This window comes from Streptococcus sp. Marseille-Q7156, assembly GCF_965119495.1.
Genome location: NZ_CBCPLU010000001.1, coordinates 1,516,283 through 1,536,524, shown reverse-complemented (window position 1 = coordinate 1,536,524; position 20,242 = coordinate 1,516,283). Strand labels below are relative to the sequence as shown.

The following is a 20,242-nucleotide window of genomic DNA, read 5'->3' as shown; positions in this document are numbered from 1 at the left end:
GGTTGAAATCTTTATTTACGATACAAGCGGTCGTATTGGTAGTAAGGGTCAAAGGTTACATTGATACCCAGTTTACGAAGGACATTCTTGTCTTCATCAGTCAAGATGATGGTTGAGTGGGCTTCGCTTCCTTTGAGGTTGCCAAGTTCTTCCATAGCACGAGCAGCATCAGGATTTTCTGTAGCTGTGATAGCAAGTGCAATCAGAATTTCATTTGAATGAAGGCGTGGATTGCGGCTACCGAGATGATTGATTTTAAGACCTTGGATTGGCTTAACAACTTCAGGCTCGATTAGTTTTACTTCCTTGGCAATGTCAGCTGATTTCTTGATGGCGTTGATCAAGGCAGCGGCTGTAGGACCAAAGAGTTCTGAGTTCTTACCAGTGACAATTTCTCCGTTTGGCAATTCAAGGGCTAGAGCCGGTCCGCCAGTTTCTTCTGCTTTTTGGCGTGCAGCAACAGCAACCTTACGGTCTGCAGGTGTGATACCGAGGTCGTTCATAAGCAACTCGATTTTCTTGACAGCTGCTTCGCCAACTTTTTCGGCCTTAAAATCAAGAACAGTTTGATAGTAACGGCGGATGATTTCTTGTTTAGAAGCTTCGACAGCAGCTTCATCATCTGTAATAGCGAAACCAACCATGTTGACACCCATATCTGTCGGAGAAGCGTATGGAGATTCACCGAGGATACGTTCTAACATGCGCTTGAGCACTGGGAAAATCTCGATATCACGGTTGTAGTTGACAGTGGTTTCTCCGTAGGTTTGGAGATGGAAGGGGTCAATCATGTTGACATCATCAAGGTCAGCTGTGGCAGCCTCGTAGGTCAAATTGACTGGGTGATGAAGGGGAAGATTCCATACTGGGAAGGTTTCAAACTTAGCGTAGCCAGACTTGATACCATTGATTTGGTCGTGGTACATATTTGACATACAAGTTGCCAATTTTCCAGAACCAGGTCCAGGAGCGGTTACGACAATCAAGTTGCGACTGGTTTTGATGTAGTCGTTTTTCCCCATACCTTCAGGTGAAATGATGTGATCCATATCTGTCGGATATCCTTTGATTGGATAATGAAGATAAGAATCAATCCCGTTTTTATCAAGTTGATTGCGGAAGGCATCTGCAGCAGGTTGGCCAGCGTACTGTGTGATGACAACGGAGCCAACAAAAATCCCTAATTCATTGAATTTATCAATCAAACGAAGAACTTCTTGGTCATAAGAAATGCCCAAGTCACCACGTGCCTTAGAATGTTCGATGTTACTCGCATTAATGGCAATCACCACCTCAACTTGCTCTTTCAACTCTTGCAAGAGCTTGATTTTGTTGTCAGGCTCATAACCAGGAAGGACACGAGCAGCGTGGAAATCTTCTAACATTTTGCCACCAAACTCCAAGTAGAGCTTGCCGTCAAATTGGTTAATGCGCTCCAAAATGTGGTCGCGCTGTAGATTCAAATATTGTTCAGAACTAAAAGCTTGTTTTTTCATTTTTTTACCTCTGACCTCTATTATAATAAAAAATTGGAAGTTAGGAAACTATGGAGTTAAAAAAGGAATCAAAAAGATTAGGCAAACGCTTGCACAAAACTCTGAAAAGCGCTATCATAGACTATAGATTATTAAAATAATGAGGTAAGAAGATGCAAGAAAAGTGGTGGCACAATGCCGTAGTCTATCAAGTTTATCCTAAGAGCTTTATGGATAGCAACGGAGATGGAATTGGTGATTTGCCAGGTATTACCAGTAAGTTAGACTATCTAGCTAAGTTAGGAATTACAGCGATTTGGCTTTCTCCAGTTTATGACAGTCCTATGGATGATAATGGCTATGATATTGCTGATTACCAAGCGATTGCAGCTATTTTCGGAACCATGGAGGACATGGACCAACTGATTGCGGAAGCTAAGAAGCGTGATATCCGTATCATCATGGACTTGGTGGTCAATCATACCTCAGATGAGCATGCTTGGTTTGTCGAGGCCTGTGAAAATCCTGACAGCCCTGAACGTGACTACTATATCTGGCGAGATGAGCCCAACGATCTAGATTCTATCTTTAGTGGATCTGCTTGGGAATACGATGAAAAGTCAGGTCAATACTATCTCCACTTTTTCAGCAAGAAACAGCCTGATCTCAACTGGGAAAATGAAAAACTTCGCCAGAAAATCTATGAGATGATGAACTTTTGGATTGATAAAGGTATTGGTGGTTTCCGCATGGATGTCATTGACATGATTGGGAAAATTCCTGACGAGAAGGTAGTCAATAATGGTCCTATGCTCCACCCTTATCTCAAGGAGATGAATCAGGCGACCTTTGGAGATAAGAATCTCTTAACAGTAGGGGAAACATGGGGAGCAACACCAGAAATTGCTAAGCTCTACTCGGATCCAAAAGGGCAAGAGTTGTCTATGGTCTTCCAGTTTGAACATATCGGTCTTCAGTATCAGGAAGGTCAGCCTAAATGGCACTATCAAAAAGAACTGAATATTGCTAAGTTAAAAGAGATTTTCAACAAATGGCAGACAGAATTAGGAGTTGAGGACGGCTGGAATTCGCTCTTCTGGAACAATCATGACCTTCCTCGTATCGTCTCAATATGGGGAAATGACCAGGAATACCGCGAAAAATCTGCCAAAGCCTTTGCAATCTTACTTCATCTCATGAGAGGAACTCCTTATATCTACCAAGGTGAGGAGATTGGGATGACCAACTATCCGTTTGAAACGCTGGAGCAAGTAGAAGATATTGAATCCCTCAACTATGCGCGTGAAGCTCTTGAAAAAGGTGTTCCGATGGAAGAAATCATGGACAGTATCCGTGTCATTGGTCGTGACAATGCCCGTACCCCTATGCAATGGGACGAAAGCAAAAATGCTGGTTTCTCAACAGGTCAACCTTGGTTGGCAGTGAATCCAAACTATCAAGCAATCAACGTTCAAGAAGCGCTGGCAAATCCAGATTCTATTTTCTATACCTATCAGAAACTGGTTCAAATCCGTAAGGAGAATAGCTGGCTGATTCGAGCTGATTTTAAATTGCTTGATACGGCTGAAAAGGTATTTGCCTATATCCGTAAAGATGGGGACTATCGTTTTCTAGTTGTGGCTAACTTGTCCAATGAAGAGCAAGACTTGACCGTAGAAGGAAACGTCAAATCGGTCTTAATTGAAAACACCGTGGCTCAAGAAGTTTTTGAAAAACAAATCTTAGCTCCATGGGATGCTTTCTGTGTGGAATTACTATAAATATTTTTTACAGAAAAATTTAAAATCGAAATCGTATAAAAACAAGGGAAGACTGTATGAAAGACAGAGATTCTTTGTTTTTTTATGACTAAAGTTTATAAATTTTCATTCTCGAAATTCAATTAACTTTACAAATTCCCACTATTTTGGTAAAATAAACTTATGTTACAAAAACTAACATAAAGGAGAAAGAAGATGACTACAAAAAAGCGTGTCCTTAGTGCGGGCCTGACTTTTGCAGCTGCCTTGCTTTTAGCTGCTTGCGGACAATCAGGTTCAGATACAAAAACTTACTCATCAACCTTTAGTGGAAACCCAACTACATTTAATTATTTATTAGACTACTACGCTGATAATACAGCTATTATTACTAACCTAGTTGATGGCTTGCTTGAAAATGATAACCATGGAAACCTAGTTCCATCTTTGGCAGAAGACTGGTCTGTTTCAAGCGACGGTCTGACTTACACCTATAAACTGAGAAAAGATGCCAAATGGTTCACAGCTGACGGTGAAGAGTACGCCCCAGTCAAAGCACAAGATTTTGTGACAGGGATTAAGTACGCAGTGGACAATAAATCACAGGCCATTGACTTGATTCAAAACTCGATCAAGGGATTGAATGATTATGTTACAGGAGCGGATTCTGACTTTTCTAAGGTTGGTGTGAAGGCCATTGACGACCAGACGGTTGAGTATACTTTGGTACGCCCAGAGCCTTACTGGAATTCAAAAACAACCAATAGTATTCTTTTCCCAGTGAATGAAGAGTTTTTAAACTCAAAAGGGAAAGATTTTGGTACCCTATCTCCAGATAGTATTCTTTACAGCGGACCTTATTTGTTAAAAGACTTCACATCAAAATCATCTATCGAGTATGTGAAGAATCCGCATTACTATGATCATGACAAAGTATCGATTGAACACGTAAAATTGGCTTACTTTGACGGCTCAGACCAAGAATTGACTATCCGTAACTTTGAAAGTGGAGCCTATTCTATTGCTGGCGTTTATCCAAATAGTTCAAACTTTGTCAAGACAAAGGAGAAATATAAGAATAATATCATTTACAGTTTGCAGGACAAGACCTCTTGGTATTTCAATTTCAACGTCAACCGTAAGGCTTACAACCATACGTCTAAAACGACAGATGAGCAGAAGAAGTCGACTGAGACAGCTATCTTGAACAAAAACTTCCGTCAAGCGGTGAACTTTGCCTTGGATCGTACAGCCTACTCTGCTCAGTCAAATGGGGAAGAAGCAGCTAGCAAGACCCTTCGTAACACCCTAGTGCCTCCTACATTTGTCCAAGTTGGAGATAAGACCTTTGGAGAAGTAGTCGCTTCTAAATTGGTCAACTATGGCACAGAATGGTCAGATATTAACTTGGCAGATGCCCAGGATGCCTATTTCAACAAAGAAAAAGCCCAAGCAAAATTTGCGGAAGCTAAAAAAGAATTGGCAAGTCAAGGTGTGACCTTCCCTATTCATTTGGATGTGGCAGTTGATCAGACGAATAAAAATGCTGTGACAGGCATGAACTCAGTTAAGCAGACCCTTGAGTCGGTTTTAGGTTCGGATAATATTATCATTGATGTTCAGCAACTGTCAACAGATGATTTTAATAACGTAGCCTTCTTGGCACCAACGCCAGCTGATCGAGACTACGATTTGAACTTTGATGGCTGGGTAGGTGACTATCAGGATCCATCAACTTATCTCAATCCTTTCAATGCAGAGGATGGATTCTACCTCAAGATTTTTGGTCTAGATGCCAAGGAAGATAAAGCAAAAATTGCTAGCCTAGGTCTTGACACCTACACTAAGATGCTTAAAGATGCAGATAGTGAAAACAAAGATGTAGCGAAGCGTTATGAAAAGTATGCTGAAGCTCAGGCTTGGATGATTGACAATTCTCTGATTATGTCAGCAATGTCAAGTGGTGGTACAGCATCTGTAACCAAAGTAACGCCATTTACAAGAGGGTATTCACTGGTCGGTATCAAGGGTGACGGCAATAACTACAAGTACATGAAACTGCAAAAAGATACTGTTACAACCAAACAGTATGAAGAAGCTAAGACTAAATGGGAGCAAGAAAGCAAAAAAGCAATCGAAAAAGCCCAAAAAGAAGCAGAAAAACATGTGAAATAATGATGAGCAGTTCTATTGGATGATTTTTATAAAGTCGTCCTAATAGGGCTGTTTTTTGCTGTACGGGCTAGTAGTTGTCTAGTTATGTTGAATTGTAAATGAAATACTGTATTAATTTTGATGGTTTAATACTCAATGAAAATCAAAGAGCAACTAGGAAGCTAGCTCAAAGTACAGCTTTGAGGTGGTAGATAGAACTGACGAAGTCAGCTCAAAATATTGTTTTGAGGTTGTAGATGGACGCTGACGTACTTTGAAGAGATTTTCGAAGAGTATAAGTGCTTATGATGTCCAAATAACCTATATCTAAGAATGTTTATAAACTCGCTAAATGTAGAATTTATCGTAAAAAAGTGATATAATAGTAACATTAAATGTATAGGTGTTAATCATGAGTAGACGTTTTAAAAAATCACGTTCACAGAAAGTGAAGCGAAGTGTTAATATAGTTTTGTTGACTATTTATTTATTGTTAGTTGGTTTTTTATTGTTCTTAATCTTTAAGTACAATATACTTGCTTTCAGGCACGTTAATATAGTGGTCGCAGTTTTTGCCGTGATGGTTGCTGTGACTGCCGCAATATTAATAATTTATAAAAAAGCAGAAAAGTTCACGATTTTCTTTTTGACACTAGCTGTTTTAGTGAGTTCAGTTTCTCTATTTACTCTGCAGCAATTTGTAGGATTTACAAGTCATATTAATGCAACTTCAAATTATTCAGAGTATTCTCTCAGCGTCGTCGTTTTAAAGGATAGCGATATCAATAATGTTACCCAATTATCTAGTGTTATGGGGCCAACAGGTACGGATAATGAGAATATTCAAAAGCTAATCGCTGATATTAAGACGAGTCAAAATAAGGATTTGACGGTTGATAAAAGTACTTCTTACTTGTCAACTTATAAAAGTTTGATTTCTGGAGAGGCCAAAGCCATTGTCTTAAATAGTGTATTTGAGAATATTATTGAAGCAGAGTATCCAGATTATGCTTCTAAAATTAAGAAAATTTACACTAAAAAAATGACCAAGGATGTTGAGACCCCTAAGGTATCTAAAGATCGCTTCTTTAATATCTATGTCAGTGGTATTGATACTTACGGTGCCATTAGTTCAGTTTCGCGCTCAGATGTCAATATTCTGATGACGGTCAATAGGGATACGAAGAGAATCCTTCTTACAACAACTCCACGAGATTCATATGTTCCTATTGCTGATGGTGGAAACAATCAAAAGGATAAATTGACTCATGCTGGTATATACGGGGTTGATTCATCTATTCATACCTTAGAGAACCTTTATGGAGTAGATATTAATTATTATGTTCGTTTGAATTTTACCTCATTTTTGAAATTGATTGACTTGTTGGGAGGAGTAGATGTTCATAACGATCAGGAGTTTTCAGTTCTACATGGGAAGTTCCACTTTCCAGTTGGGAATGTCCATCTAGATTCTGAGCAAGCCCTAGGCTTTGTACGTGAACGCTACTCACTAGCCGATGGAGATCGTGACCGTGGTCGAAACCAACAAAAGGTCATTGTAGCAATCATTCAGAAGTTAACTTCTACAGAAGCCTTGAAAAACTATAGTAGTATTCTTCAAGGATTGCAGGATTCTCTTCAAACAAATATGCCGATTGAGACTATGATGGATCTAGTGAATACTCAGTTGGAAAGTGGAGGAAATTATAAAGTAAATTCTCAAGATTTAAAAGGGACAGGTCGGATGGATCTTCCTTCTTATGCAATGCCAGACAGTAGTCTCTATATGATGGAAATAGATGATAGTAGTTTAGCTACAGTCAAGGCAGCTATACAGGATGTGATGGAGGGTAGATGAAATGATAGACATCCATTCGCATATCGTTTTTGATGTAGATGATGGGCCAAAGTCGATAGAGGATAGCAAGGCACTTTTAAGAGAAGCTTATAATCAAGGGGTTCGAATGATTGTGTCTACTTCACATCGTCGAAAAGGAATGTTTGAAACTCCAGAAGAAAAAATTGCAACAAATTTTATTAAGGTTCGTGAAATTGCAAAAGAAGTAGCAGATGATTTAGTCATTGCTTATGGAGCAGAGATATACTATACTTCGGATGTTCTAGAAAAGCTAGAAAAAAAAGAAATTCCTACCCTTAATGATAGCCGTTATGCTTTGATTGAGTTTAGCATGCATACTCCCTATCGTGAGATTCATACGGGATTGAGTAATATTTTGATGTTGGGAATCACACCAGTAATTGCTCATATTGAACGTTATGATGCTTTAGAGAATAATGAAAAACGCGTTCGCGAACTGATTGATATGGGTTGCTATACTCAGATAAATAGTTATCATGTTTTAAAACCTAAGCTCTTTGGTGAAAGATATAAATTTATGAAAAAGAGAGCTCGGTATTTTTTGGAACGTGATTTAGTTCATGTAGTTGCAAGTGACATGCACAATTTAGACAGTAGACCTCCATATATGGAACAGGCATACGATATCATTGCTAAGAAATATGGAGCGAAAAAAGCGAAGGAACTTTTTGTAGAAAATCCCAGAAAAATTATAATGGATCAATTAATTTAGGAGAAAATATGAAAGATCAAAACACTTTGGAAATCGATGTATTTCAACTATTCAGAACTTTATGGAAAAGAAAGTTAGTCATTTTATTAGTGGCAATTATAACTTCTTCAGTTGCTTTTGCCTACAGTACTTTTGTTATCAAACCTGAGTTTACTAGTACGACTCGGATTTATGTAGTTAACCGTAATCAAGGAGAGAAGTCTGGTTTAACAAATCAAGACTTGCAGGCAGGATCGTACTTGGTTAAAGACTATCGTGAAATTATCCTATCGCAGGATGTTTTGGAGAAAGTTGTTTCTGATTTAAAACTAGATTTGACGCCAAAAGGTTTGGCTAATAAAATTAAAGTGACAGTACCAGTTGATACCCGAATTGTCTCTATTTCAGTTAATGATCGAGTTCCTGAAGAGGCAAGCCGTATCGCTAACTCTTTGAGAGAAGTAGCTGCTCAAAAAATTATCAGTATTACTCGTGTTTCTGATGTGACAACACTGGAGGAGGCAAGACCGGCGGTATCACCGTCTTCGCCAAATATTAAACGCAATACACTAATTGGTTTTTTGGCAGGGGTGATTGGAACCAGTGTTATAGTTCTTCTTCTTGAACTTTTGGACACTCGTGTAAAACGTCCGGAAGATATCGAAGATGCACTGCAGATCACACTTTTAGGAGTTGTACCAAACTTGGATAAGTTGAAATAGGAGAGAGAGATGCCGACATTAGAAATAGCACAAAAAAAACTGGAGTTCATTAAGAAGACAGAAGAATATTACAATGCCTTGTGTACAAATATACAGTTGAGCGGAGATAAACTAAAAGTGATTTCCGTTACTTCTGTTAACCCTGGGGAAGGAAAATCAACTACTTCCATAAATATAGCATGGTCGTTTGCGCGTGCAGGCTATAAAACTCTTTTGATCGATGGAGATATTCGAAATTCGGTTATGTCAGGAGTTTTTAAATCTCGTGAAAAAATTACAGGGCTAACAGAATTTTTATCTGGGACAACTGATTTATCTCACGGTTTATGCGATACAAATATTGAAAATTTATTTGTAGTTCAATCGGGATCTGTATCACCAAACCCTGCGGCCTTGTTACAAAGTAAAAATTTTAATGATATGATTGAAACCTTGCGTAAATATTTTGATTATATCATTGTTGATACAGCACCTATTGGAATTGTTATTGATGCAGCCATTATCGTCCAAAAATGTGATGCATCTATTTTAGTTGCAGAAGCCGGAGTTGCAAAACGAAGAGAAGTTCAAAAAGCTAAAAGTCAGTTAGAGCACACGGGGAAGCCATTTTTAGGTGTCGTTCTCAATAAATTTGATGTTCAACGCGAAAAATATGGTTCTTACGGTAATTACGGTAAAAAATAGAATGAAGTTAGAGAGTCCGGCATGGAAAGGGGGCTACAATATAAGCCTCCCAATCTTATAGAATGTACCTGTTTGTTTACTAGCTTATATATTGATTGAAATTTTAGAAAACGATATTTTTTAAAAAATATTCGGTTTGTTTGGAAATACAACTGAACTAAACCTTCTAATCCACTATTGAGAAGTCATATATTACTGAAGCAAATAAATTTTGTTTAGGATGAAGAAAGTTTTTAGTTGTTATAGTGGATAAAATGATTACATTCTTATAAAATCATTGCGTAACTAAAGATATATTGAGTTTTTGTGGTCGAATAGACTGCTTGATTTAATTTACCAAATGGAAATAAAATGAAAATAGAATTTATAGTGGGAGATTGTTTATGTACAGTATAATAAAACGATTAGGGGATATTTTTTTATCTTTAATAGGGATAATAATATTGTGTCCAGTTTTTATGATAATTGCAATTGCGATTAAGCTTGATTCAGAAGGCCCGATTATATTTAAGCAAAAACGCTTTGGTATTCATAAAGAATACTTCTATATTTTTAAATTTAGGTCTATGAAAATAGATGCACCCAAAAACGTGGCACCTCGGAACCTACATAATCCAGAACAATGGATTACAAAAGTAGGGGCTTTCTTACGAAAAACATCTTTGGATGAGCTGCCTCAATTGTTTAATATTCTTGTTGGTAATATGAGTATTGTAGGTCCTAGACCAGCGGGTATAAATGAACTAGATGTGATTGCAGAGAGAGATAAGTATGGAGCAAATGATATCTTGCCAGGGTTAACTGGATGGGCACAAATTAATGGGCGTGATACTTTGTCTGTTGAGATGAAGACAGAGTTAGATGGCTACTATGTTAAACATCTGTCTCTGAGAATGGATGTTAGATGTATAGTTAAGACGATACCTTACGTACTGAATCGAAAAGGTATTGTAGAGGGTAGTGGTAAGAAAGAAAGTTAAATTGGACAATGAAAATACTGTTTGTTTGCCAGCATTATAAGCCAGAACCATTCAGATTGTCAGATATTTGTGAAGATTTAGTCCGAAAAGGGCACGAAGTCTCTGTTTTGGCTGGAATTCCTAATTACCCTGAAGGGAAAATATATGCAGACTATCGTCATAGTAAAAAAAGACGAGAGATTATAGAAGGTGTTACGATCTATCGTACTTACACAATCCCTAGGAAGAAAAGTGTTGTATATCGACTGTTGAACTATTTTAGCTTTGCAATTAGTTCAACTATAGGAGTTTTATTGGGAAAGTATAAAACGAAAGATGGATCGAATTTTGACTGTGTATTCGTTAACCAATTGTCTCCAGTTATGATGGCATGGGCTGGTATGGTTTATAAAAATAAGTATAAGAAGCCCCTGTTTCTATATTGTATGGATGTTTGGCCAGATAGTTTAACTGTAGGGGGAGTGAAACAAGATGGCTTGATTTTCAAGTTGTTTAAATTTATCTCAAAACAAGTTTATCGAGCTAGTGATTATATATTTGTAACTAGTCCATCATTTAAGAATTATTTTGTGAAACAATTTGATATATTAGAACAAAAGATTACTTATTTGCCACAATATGCAGAAGATCTGTTTATCCCTGATGAATCGAAAGTTAATAAAGAAAGTGTTGACTTAACTTTTGCTGGTAATATTGGTAAAGCGCAAAATTTGGAAACTATTTTGAAAGCTGCCAGCTTGATAGAAAAGAATGCCGATTTACCCAAGAAAATTCATTTTCATTTTGTTGGAGATGGTACGGAATTGCTAAGTATGAAATCATTAGCTCATGAATTGGGGTTGGAGAATGTTTCCTTCTATGGAAGACGTTCTTTGGAAGAAATGCCTACCTTCTATAAAAAATCAGATGCTATGTTAGTTTCTCTAATAGGAAACTCGATAGTTTCTCGTACTATACCTGGGAAGGTACAATCTTACATGGCGGCAGGGAAACCAATTATAGGTGCAATTTCAGGAGATACTAAAACAATTCTAGAAGATGCAAAGTGTGGTTTTGTCAGTCCTGAACAAGATGTGGAACAATTGGCACAAAATATTTGTGAGTTCAGTATGTTGTCTACGGAAGAACAAAGAGAGTTAGGAAAGCAAGCTCGTTGTTACTATGAGAAGCACTTTTCTAAAGAGCAGTTTATGACACAGTTAGAAAATTATTTGAGAGAGGAGCTTCTATCGTGAAGGTTTTAATGATTAATTCCGTTTGTGGTATTAGGAGTACTGGGAGAATTTGTACGGATCTCGCAACTGCTTTGACAGAAGAAGGAAATGAGGTTAAAATCGCCTATGGTCGTGAGTATGTTCCGAAACAATTTCAACAGTATGCAGTGAAAATTGGTACAAAGTCTGATATTCGTTTTCATGCTATTCGTTCTCGATTATTTGACGAATCTGGCTTTGGAAGTAGACAGGCAACTGTTAATTTTATTAAATGGATAAAAGAGTTTGACCCTGATGTTATTCATCTTCATAATCTTCATGGATATTATATCAATGTTGAGCTATTATTCGATTATCTCCGAATATGCGGTAAAAAGATTATATGGACTTTGCATGATTGTTGGGCATTTACAGGACACTCGGCTCACTTTGATTGTTTGGAATGTGAGTCAAAGGGGGTTTGTGACCATCCATCTCAGAAAAATGATTATCCTAAGTCGTTCGTGAATTTTTCAAAGCGAAATTATCAAAAGAAGAAAAAATGTTTTACACATATTCCTAATCTCACTATTGTTACTCCTTCGCAATGGCTAGCTAACTTGGTAAGACAGTCATTTTTAAAAGAATATCCAGTGAAAGTAATTCATAATGGCATTGATACTACTGTCTTTCAACCGAGGCTAATAGCCGCTCAAAAGTTGAGAAAAAGATACCATCTTGAAGGAAAGCAGGTATTGCTTGGTGTGGCTGCTATCTGGACTGATAAAAAGGGATTTTCTGATATGTTAGTCCTTGCGAGTCATCTAGCTGATAATCAGAGAATAGTTTTGATAGGGTTAAAAGATAGGCAACTCAAAAAATTACCTACAGGTATTATTGGGCTAACAGAGACTAATAGTCCAGAAGAGTTGGCAGCATGGTATACACTAGCGGATGTATTCTTAAATCCTACTTATCAAGATAATTACCCGACAACTAATTTAGAATCCATTTCTTGTGGGACACCAGTTATCAGCTATCCGACAGGTGGTAGTGTAGAAAGTGCTAAACTTTATGGTCTCGTTTGTCAGGATAGAAACGTAGATTCTATTTTATCTTCGTTAGAAAAAGTCTCTCAGCTATCTAAAACAGAAAAATTAGATTTTTCAATTGCAAGTTTTATTAAACAAATGAAATATTTATATTAGAACTTGAATTATAGGAAAATGAGGAATTTGCATTAAAATGATGAAAAGAATTTATTATCACCTTTTGGCTATTTTGGCTTGGACTCTTCCAAATTCTTATGCTTTTATTGATTCGTTAAAGGTGTTTTTCCCGAATATTAGTTTACAAATTGCAGGTTCTCTTTTGGCAGTTATCTCGATAGGAATTTTTATTACTAGAATATATTACACAAGATATGAAGTTTTTATATCTCTATTGGTTTTTATTTTTATTTTAATTTTTTATTCAACTAGTTTTTTTTATTCGACTAACGTAGAGTTGTATCAGTCTTTCTTCAATTCCTTTCTGATTCGTCCAGTTCCTGCGATATTAGTAGCGATGCTGTTGGCTAAGAATAATCATATAAAAGGTTTCATAAAATGGTCAGAACCTATGATGCTTTTCTATACATTGACATCATTTTTAGCTGCCCTATCTCCTAGAAATAGCATTATTATTTACCAATCTTTATCTTATTATGCTATGACAGCTTATATGATTAATGTGTTTAATATTATATACAAAGAGAAAATATTGGAGGAGCAACTGACGTATTTCAGATTCTCAGCATGGAATTTTATTAGATATTTTTTACTTCTGATTCAAGCTTTTAGTGCACTCTCAGGAGGTGGGAGAGGTGCCTTTATCTTATTAATTTTTTTTACAGGAATATTATTAATAAGAATTGCTATGAATTTTAAGTTCCTTTTCTCATTCATTGGAGGTTTGTCTGCTATAGCTCTAGTTGTTTTTTTTACAAAAGGTTTGGATTTTACATGGCTCTTGAATATGGACGGTGGAGAGCGATTGTTGAACTTCTTCGGCAGACCTGAACGTATATCTACAGATAATAGACTATTGATTTATGATACTGTTTGGTCTGCAATACAGGAAAAACCCTTTTTAGGATGGGGAGTTGGTTCAACTTTTTTTAAATTTAATGGATATTCACATAATATTGTATTGGATTTATTGCATGATATGGGAAGTTTTGGTTTATTAATTTTTCTTTCGGCTTTCTTTGCTTCTTCAGTAATATTGTACAAATTACGAAAAATTGATTGGAAAGTTAGTTTACTTATTCTGATGTGTATCGAAGCTTGTGTTCACATGAGTTTTAGTGGAAGCTATCTTGCAGATGGTAGACTATGGTTTTTAGTGACCTTTACTTATTGTTACTATAGATGGAAAGTGCAGGAAAAGGATGAAGTTAGCAATTTTATTATCTGATATTTCAAAAATAGGAGGAGTGCAGCGCGTCACGACAGCTCTTGTTAATGAACTTTGTCAAAATATAGACGTTACAATTATCAGCATCTTTTCGGAAAATGAGCTACCAGCTTTTGAACTTTCAGATAGAGTTCAGGTGAGCTATCTTTTGAAAGAACATGTTAATTTGAAGAAGAATTTTTTTAAAGTTAGTGGAGCTTTGCGAAAAGTGTTGAAAAAACAGCAGTTTGATGTTGTTCTATCGTCAGGAACTGGTCTAGTATCCTTTCTTTGGTTTGCTAGTTTGGGGATTCCTATCAGACTTTTGGCATGGGAACATCAGTGTTTTTACTTTGGGAGATCGTTTGGTCTAGAATGGTTGGGGCGAAAGCTAGCCTGTCGTTTTGCTGAGAGTATTGTTGTCTTGACTAAAAAAGATGAAGGATTTTACAAAGAGAATCGTCCTAAGGCTCATATTGAACAAATCTATAATATCCTAGACATGGATTCACAAACAGCTAAGTGTCAGCTCTCTTCTAAAAAAATTATCAGTGTTGGCTCTTTAGGACGACAAAAAGGTTTTGATCTGGCTCTTGAGGTAGCTAGTCAAATACAATTAAGGTATCCAGATTGGCAGTGGGATATTTATGGTGATGGTTCCGATAGAGAAAAATTAGAGGAGAAAGTCAGGGAGTACCAATTAGAAGGTTTTATAAATTTGAAAGGGCTTGTTCAGAATGTTCGGGAGTGCTATCCTGACTACTCTATCTACGCCATGACATCACGCCATGAAGGATTACCAACTGTATTATTAGAGGCTAAAAACTACCAGATGCCAGTTGTTTCATTTGATTGTAACTGTGGACCATCTGATATTATTTCAGATGGAAGAAATGGTTTTTTGATTGATTGTTTTGATATAAATATCTATGCAAAAACTTTATCTAAATTGATGGCTAGTTTAGAGTTGCGAGAACAAGTTGCAAAATCGAGTGTTATTCCAGCAGAAGAATTGTCAACAACTTATATCCTAGATAAGTGGAAAAACCTTTTAAAGATAGAAAGAAGATAATATGAAAATAGTACATGTAGAAGATTTTTTTCATCCAGATGCAGGTTACCAGATTAATGTTTTACCAAAATATCTAGCAAAGTTTGGTCATGAACAAGTGATCATCACTTCAGAAATGGATAAAATCCCCGATAATCTTACCCAATTTTTTGGACGAGAAAATATAGAGAAGAGAGATAGAAAATATGAAGAAAAGTATCATGTGAAGATCATTCGCTTGCCTCTTCATGGTTTTGTAAGCGGACGAGCAATTTTTTCTGGAAAGCTTATTTCAGCTATTAAGGGTCTTTCTCCAGATGTATTGTATATTCATGGGAACGACACTTTAACAGGGATTCGTCTCCTTTTAGCACGAAAGAGATTTAATTGCAGAATCGTCACTGATAGTCATATGCTTGAGATGGCATCAAAAAATCCTTTCAACACCTACTTTAGGAGATTTTATAAAACCTTGATTACTCCTATTTTGATAAAAGAACAGATACCAATTATCCGAACGCAAGATGATAACTATGTTGAAAAACACTTGGGAATTCCTTTGTCGCAAGCTCCATGGATTTCTTATGGGTCAGATACAGCGTTCTTTCACGCAGATAGCCAGGTTAAGGAAGATTTTCGTTCTCAATATCAAATTGCTTCAGATGCTCTTATTTGTGTTTACGCAGGAAAGTTAGATGAGTATAAGGGTGGGATGTTTTTAGCAGAGTCTCTAAGTAAAAAGTTAAATACGGAGCAACCAATTGTTTTCATTATAGTGGGTAATACAAGTGGAGAGTATGGAGAAGCTGTCGAGAAAAGTTTCTCCCAATCTGAAAATCAAATCTTGCGCTTTCCGACTCAAAAATATCAAAAATTAGCACAGTTTTTTCAGGTAGCAGATTTTGCTTTATTTCCTAAACAATGTAGTTTAAGTTTTTATGATGCACAGGCCTGTGGTTTACCAGTTTTATTGGAAGATAATAATATCAACCTCGATAGAACTTCTCATTATAATGGTTGGACGTTCAAGGCTAACAGTAAATTAAGTTTGAGAGATTCATTAAAAATGATTGCGAGTCTAGATAAAGAGAAGAGACAAGAGTACTCTCAGAATGCACTGCACTATATCCTTGAACATTATAATTATGAAGATAAAGCAAGAGAATATGAAAAAATTCTTATAGGGGAACGTACGAAATGAGATAGTTTATATTTCGTTATTTTATAGGAAAGGTGGATTTAATGAAAATTTGCATTGTTTCAGTCGGAGTGAGCGGACTACCGATTCCAGCTGTAAAAGGGGGAGCAGTAGAAAATCTCATTGATAATTATTTAAGTTACAATGAGAAATATAATCATGATGAAATTACGGTCGTTAGTTGTGACCATAAGGAGGCGCGTGAGGATTCAAAAAAATACAAGTATGCCCAATTTGTCTATATAGATATTCATTCACTTAAATATAAAATAAACAAAATAATACGTTATACCATCAATAAATATTCACCTTTCTTCGTAGGGAACGCTTATATCAGTCAATTGCCAGACTTGTCTGGTTTTGATACAGTTTTGATTGAAAATCGTCCTGAATACGGTCATTATATTCGTAAAAGATTTAAAGGAAATCTTGTTTTACATCTTCATAATGATTTATTAATAAATAATGAGTATTCTGTAGATTATAGCGTTTATGATAAAATTATCACTGTATCTGATTATTTAAAAAATAAGTCACAAGTAGTAATTTCAGATATTCCCATACAAACTGTTTATAATGGTATTAATACAGAACTTTTTTTACAAAATTTCCCTGACTCGGAGTTATCAGACCTCAGAAGACAGTTAGGAATTTCATCGGATGATTTTGTGATTTCTTTTTTTGGACGTATCAATAAAAACAAAGGTATTAAAGAGTTGCTTGAAGCATTCTTACTACTTCCAGAGGGGGTGAATGTTAAATTACTAGTTGTTGGTAGCTCAATATTTGGCCAAACTAAATTAGATGTTTTTACAACAGAATTACGACAATTGTCTGAGCAAGAATCAGATAATATTGTTTTTACAGGCTATATTGATTATAGTGATATCCCTAGGTATCATCGTATTTCTGATTGTATCGTTATACCATCTGTCTGGGAAGAACCAGCAGGTTTGACAGTCTGTGAAGCTTTGATATCAGGAAACTCTGTTATTACAACAAACGTTGGGGGAATACCAGAAATTGTAACGGGCAGTGAAGCGATTATGGTTAAAAATGATAAGGATATTGTTGTACATCTTAAAGAAGCTTTGATGAGTGTCTATAAAAAAGGTAATCATCAACCTGTTGATATATGCAATAGAGCAAGAGGATTGCACTTTTCCATTGAAAAATATGGAGAGAAATTGAGGAATAAACTGATATCAAAATGAAAGAATACATTAACTTATGAGTCGTGTAAAAAATAGTTTTTATAATATTTTAGCTGGTATAGCTGGTACTATCATATCTAGTATTTTAGCTTTTATGGTTAGAACGATATTTATCAGAGTTTTAGGGGAGACTTATCTAGGATTTAATGGGCTATACACCAATATCTTGACAGTTTTATCATTAGCGGAATTAGGTGTCGGATCATCAATTGCTTATATGATGTATAAACCTTTAGCAGAAAAAAATGAGGAAAAATTGGCTCAGGTGGTACAATTTTATAGGAAAATATATAGAGTAATAGGTGTTGTTATTCTTGTTTTAGGTTTATGTTTAGTCCCTTTTTTACCGCTAATTGTTAATTTTGAAAATACAGAAAATTTGAACTATATCGCATTGTATTTACTATATTTAGCAGATACGGTTTCTACTTACCTATTCTTTGCTTACAAACGTGGAGTTTTAGTTGCTGATCAAAAAGTATATATTTCTAATATTTTTGATTTAATTATTACGACTATTTTATCTATTTTACAGATTATTACTTTACTAATTTTTAGAAACTTTTATATTTATATTATTCTGAAGATTGCTAAAAATCTTATTTTGAATCTTGTAACTAGTTTAAAAGTAGATAGAATGTATCCTAGTATTCATAAATTTCAAGAAATACCCTCACTTCCAAAAAGTGAAAGGCAATTAGTTTGGAAAAATGTATACGCAACCTCTATTCGTCAAATATTTAATGAATTAATGAATTCAACAGATAGCATAGTAATTTCTGTTATTTTAGGTATTGTTATGGTTGGTAAGTATTCAAATTATGCTTATATTTTATCATTCGTATATATTTTCTTTGGGGGGATTTTTAATCCTATTCAGGCGTCTATAGGTAACCTATCTTTATCAGCTTCTTTGGATAAAAAAAATGAAATTTTCAATAGACTACGTTTTGTTAATTTTTTCTTTTTATCATTTTGTTCAAGTTGTTTCTTAGTATTGGTAAATCCTTTTATTAATTTTTGGATTGGAGGAACTTATACTTTATCGTTCTCAGGAGTGATTGCAATAGTTGGTATGTTATTTGTTAGACAGACTGCTAATTGTACAGCTATTTTTCGATTGGGAGAAGGATATTTTAGAGATTATCATTTTTCTCCTTTAATTGCAGGTGTTTTGAATTTAGTTGCTTCAGTAATTCTAGTGAATAATATTGGTATTGCAGGTGTTTTTGTTGGAACAATGATAGGATTTGGTTTTCAATTTGTAATAGTGGATACAATTGTTACTTATAAAAAAGTACTCCGTAGACCTTTATCAGAGTTTTATTTAAAATGGTTGCAAACAATCGTATTAACTGTATGTTTATGTACTGCAAGTTATTATTTATCTCAGTTATTTATAATACGTCGTATATATGATTTGATATTCTTATTTATAGTGATTATTGGATTTAATTTTTTTGCTTTATGTGTCATTTATTGGCGAAATAATGATTTCCAATATTTTATTCAATTAGTTAAAAAATTCATCAAAAAATTTGGAGGAAAAAAACATGATTAATGTAATTGGATTAGGTTATATTGGGTTGCCCACAATTTTAATGTTAGCAACAAATGGTATAAAAGTAGTAGGAACTGACTACAATAAAGATTTGGTAAGAACTTTAAATGAAGGTCGGACAACTTTTAAAGAGAAAGGTTTGGATGAACTTTTCTATAAAGCGATGGAGTTGGGTGTGGAATTTACAACTAAGTATCAACAAACGGATACTTATATTATTTCCGTTCCTACACCATATGACCCCTTCTCAAAAAAAATTGACCCAAGCTACGTGATTGAAGCAACAAAAACTATACTTGATAATTGTAATAAAGGAGCAGTTCTTATCATTGAATCAACTGTATCTCCAGGAACAGTTGATAAATTTATTAGACCAGTTGTGAAAGAAAAAGGTTTTGTTATTGGTAGTGATATTCATCTTGTTCATGCACCAGAACGTATTATTCCAGGGAATATGGTCTATGAATTAGTGAATAACAGTCGTACAATCGGAGCTGATAGTTTAGAAATTGGTTATAAAGTAAAGGAGATTTATGCTTCATTTTGTAAGGGAGACATTGTCGTTACAGATATTCGCACAGCGGAGATGACTAAGGTAGTAGAAAATACATTTAGAGCTGTTAATATAGCTTTTGCTAATGAATTAGCACAAATATGTAGCTATGACAATATGGATGTATATGAAATTATTCGTATTTGTAATATGCATCCACGAGTGAATATTCTACAACCTGGACCTGGTGTTGGTGGTCATTGTATTTCTGTGGATCCTTGGTTCCTAGTTGGAGATTATCCTGATTTGACAAATGTTATTGGCAACTCTATGCGAACTAATGCTGCTATGCCAGAATTTGTATTAAATCGTATACATACTATCATGAAAGAACATAGTCTGACAGATATTGGTCGTGTTGGTTTGTATGGCCTAACTTACAAAGAGAATGTAGATGACATGCGTGAATCTCCAACTCTTCAATTACTAGAGTCAATGAGTCGTCATTTAGCAGGATCTATTATCAAAGTATACGATCCATTTATAGAAAAGGATATTGTTACAAATCAGTTTCATGATTTAGATGAATTTTTATCTAATATTGATATGATTGTACTTTTAGTTGGTCATGATGAGATTCTACAAAACATGGATAAACTAAAAGATAAGATAGTATTAGATACACGCTATATCTGTCATATTGATGGAACTTACAGACTGTAATTAGTGATAAATAAAATAAGGATTGACT

16 protein-coding genes are annotated in these 20,242 nt (G+C 35.4%); 15 read left to right on the top strand and 1 reads right to left on the bottom strand.

Features of this window, described 5'->3' with window-relative positions; all coding sequences use genetic code 11:
- Positions 1–11: 11 nt before the first annotated feature.
- Positions 12–1,496, bottom strand: a complete 1,485-nt coding sequence (locus ACWPV5_RS07115; protein WP_454383070.1) for a DUF1846 domain-containing protein — start codon at positions 1,494–1,496, stop codon at positions 12–14.
- 152 nt (positions 1,497–1,648) lie between these two features.
- Here ACWPV5_RS07115 and ACWPV5_RS07110 point away from each other — a divergent pair, with 152 nt between their 5' ends.
- The 15 genes from ACWPV5_RS07110 (at position 1,649) to ACWPV5_RS07040 (ending at position 20,214) form a co-directional block, all read left to right on the top strand.
- Positions 1,649–3,256 (top strand): glycoside hydrolase family 13 protein, encoded by a 1,608-nt coding sequence (locus ACWPV5_RS07110; RefSeq protein WP_454383068.1) that lies wholly within the window; start codon positions 1,649–1,651, stop codon positions 3,254–3,256.
- A 195-nt stretch (positions 3,257–3,451) separates the two neighbouring features.
- The gene (locus ACWPV5_RS07105) at positions 3,452–5,410 is read left to right on the top strand and encodes a peptide ABC transporter substrate-binding protein (protein ID WP_454383066.1); all 1,959 of its coding nucleotides are present in this window, start codon (positions 3,452–3,454) and stop codon (positions 5,408–5,410) included.
- Between the two features lie 391 nt (positions 5,411–5,801).
- Positions 5,802–7,247 carry an LCP family glycopolymer transferase CpsA gene (cpsA, locus tag ACWPV5_RS07100; protein ID WP_454383064.1) on the top strand — a complete coding sequence of 482 codons (1,446 nt, stop codon included), beginning with the start codon at positions 5,802–5,804 and terminating at the stop codon, positions 7,245–7,247.
- 1 nt (position 7,248) lies between these two features.
- Entirely contained in the window at positions 7,249–7,980 is a 732-nt protein-coding gene (cps4B, locus tag ACWPV5_RS07095) for a capsular polysaccharide biosynthesis protein Cps4B (RefSeq protein ID WP_000565324.1), read from the top strand.
- A gap of 8 nt (positions 7,981–7,988) precedes the next feature.
- Positions 7,989–8,681 (top strand): capsular polysaccharide biosynthesis protein CpsC, encoded by a 693-nt coding sequence (cpsC, locus tag ACWPV5_RS07090; protein ID WP_261068121.1) that lies wholly within the window; start codon positions 7,989–7,991, stop codon positions 8,679–8,681.
- A 9-nt stretch (positions 8,682–8,690) separates the two neighbouring features.
- Positions 8,691–9,365, top strand: a complete 675-nt coding sequence (locus ACWPV5_RS07085; protein WP_261068122.1) for a tyrosine-protein kinase — start codon at positions 8,691–8,693, stop codon at positions 9,363–9,365.
- Between the two features lie 383 nt (positions 9,366–9,748).
- On the top strand, positions 9,749–10,345 hold the full coding sequence (gene cps4E, locus ACWPV5_RS07080) for a capsular polysaccharide biosynthesis protein Cps4E (RefSeq protein ID WP_261068123.1): 597 nt from the start codon (positions 9,749–9,751) through the stop codon (positions 10,343–10,345).
- 8 nt (positions 10,346–10,353) lie between these two features.
- Positions 10,354–11,580, top strand: a complete 1,227-nt coding sequence (locus tag ACWPV5_RS07075; RefSeq protein WP_261068124.1) for a glycosyltransferase family 4 protein — start codon at positions 10,354–10,356, stop codon at positions 11,578–11,580.
- Positions 11,577–12,746 (top strand): glycosyltransferase, encoded by a 1,170-nt coding sequence (locus ACWPV5_RS07070; RefSeq protein WP_261068125.1) that lies wholly within the window; start codon positions 11,577–11,579, stop codon positions 12,744–12,746. The genes ACWPV5_RS07075 and ACWPV5_RS07070 overlap by 4 nt, the downstream gene beginning before the upstream one ends.
- A 37-nt stretch (positions 12,747–12,783) precedes the next feature.
- Positions 12,784–13,995, top strand: a complete 1,212-nt coding sequence (locus ACWPV5_RS07065; RefSeq protein ID WP_261068126.1) for an O-antigen ligase family protein — start codon at positions 12,784–12,786, stop codon at positions 13,993–13,995.
- Positions 13,970–15,046 (top strand): glycosyltransferase family 4 protein, encoded by a 1,077-nt coding sequence (locus tag ACWPV5_RS07060; protein ID WP_261068127.1) that lies wholly within the window; start codon positions 13,970–13,972, stop codon positions 15,044–15,046. The genes ACWPV5_RS07065 and ACWPV5_RS07060 overlap by 26 nt, the downstream gene beginning before the upstream one ends.
- Before the next feature lies 1 nt (position 15,047).
- Entirely contained in the window at positions 15,048–16,226 is a 1,179-nt protein-coding gene (locus tag ACWPV5_RS07055) for a glycosyltransferase family 4 protein (protein ID WP_454383060.1), read from the top strand.
- A 41-nt stretch (positions 16,227–16,267) separates the two neighbouring features.
- Positions 16,268–17,437: a glycosyltransferase family 4 protein gene (locus ACWPV5_RS07050; RefSeq protein WP_454383058.1), complete on the top strand. Its 1,170-nt coding sequence runs from the start codon at positions 16,268–16,270 to the stop codon at positions 17,435–17,437.
- 16 nt (positions 17,438–17,453) lie between these two features.
- Positions 17,454–18,998, top strand: coding sequence for a lipopolysaccharide biosynthesis protein (locus tag ACWPV5_RS07045; RefSeq protein ID WP_454383056.1), 1,545 nt, complete (start codon positions 17,454–17,456; stop codon positions 18,996–18,998).
- Positions 18,991–20,214 (top strand): nucleotide sugar dehydrogenase, encoded by a 1,224-nt coding sequence (locus ACWPV5_RS07040; RefSeq protein ID WP_454383054.1) that lies wholly within the window; start codon positions 18,991–18,993, stop codon positions 20,212–20,214. The genes ACWPV5_RS07045 and ACWPV5_RS07040 overlap by 8 nt, the downstream gene beginning before the upstream one ends.
- The last annotated feature ends 28 nt before the right edge of the window (positions 20,215–20,242 follow it).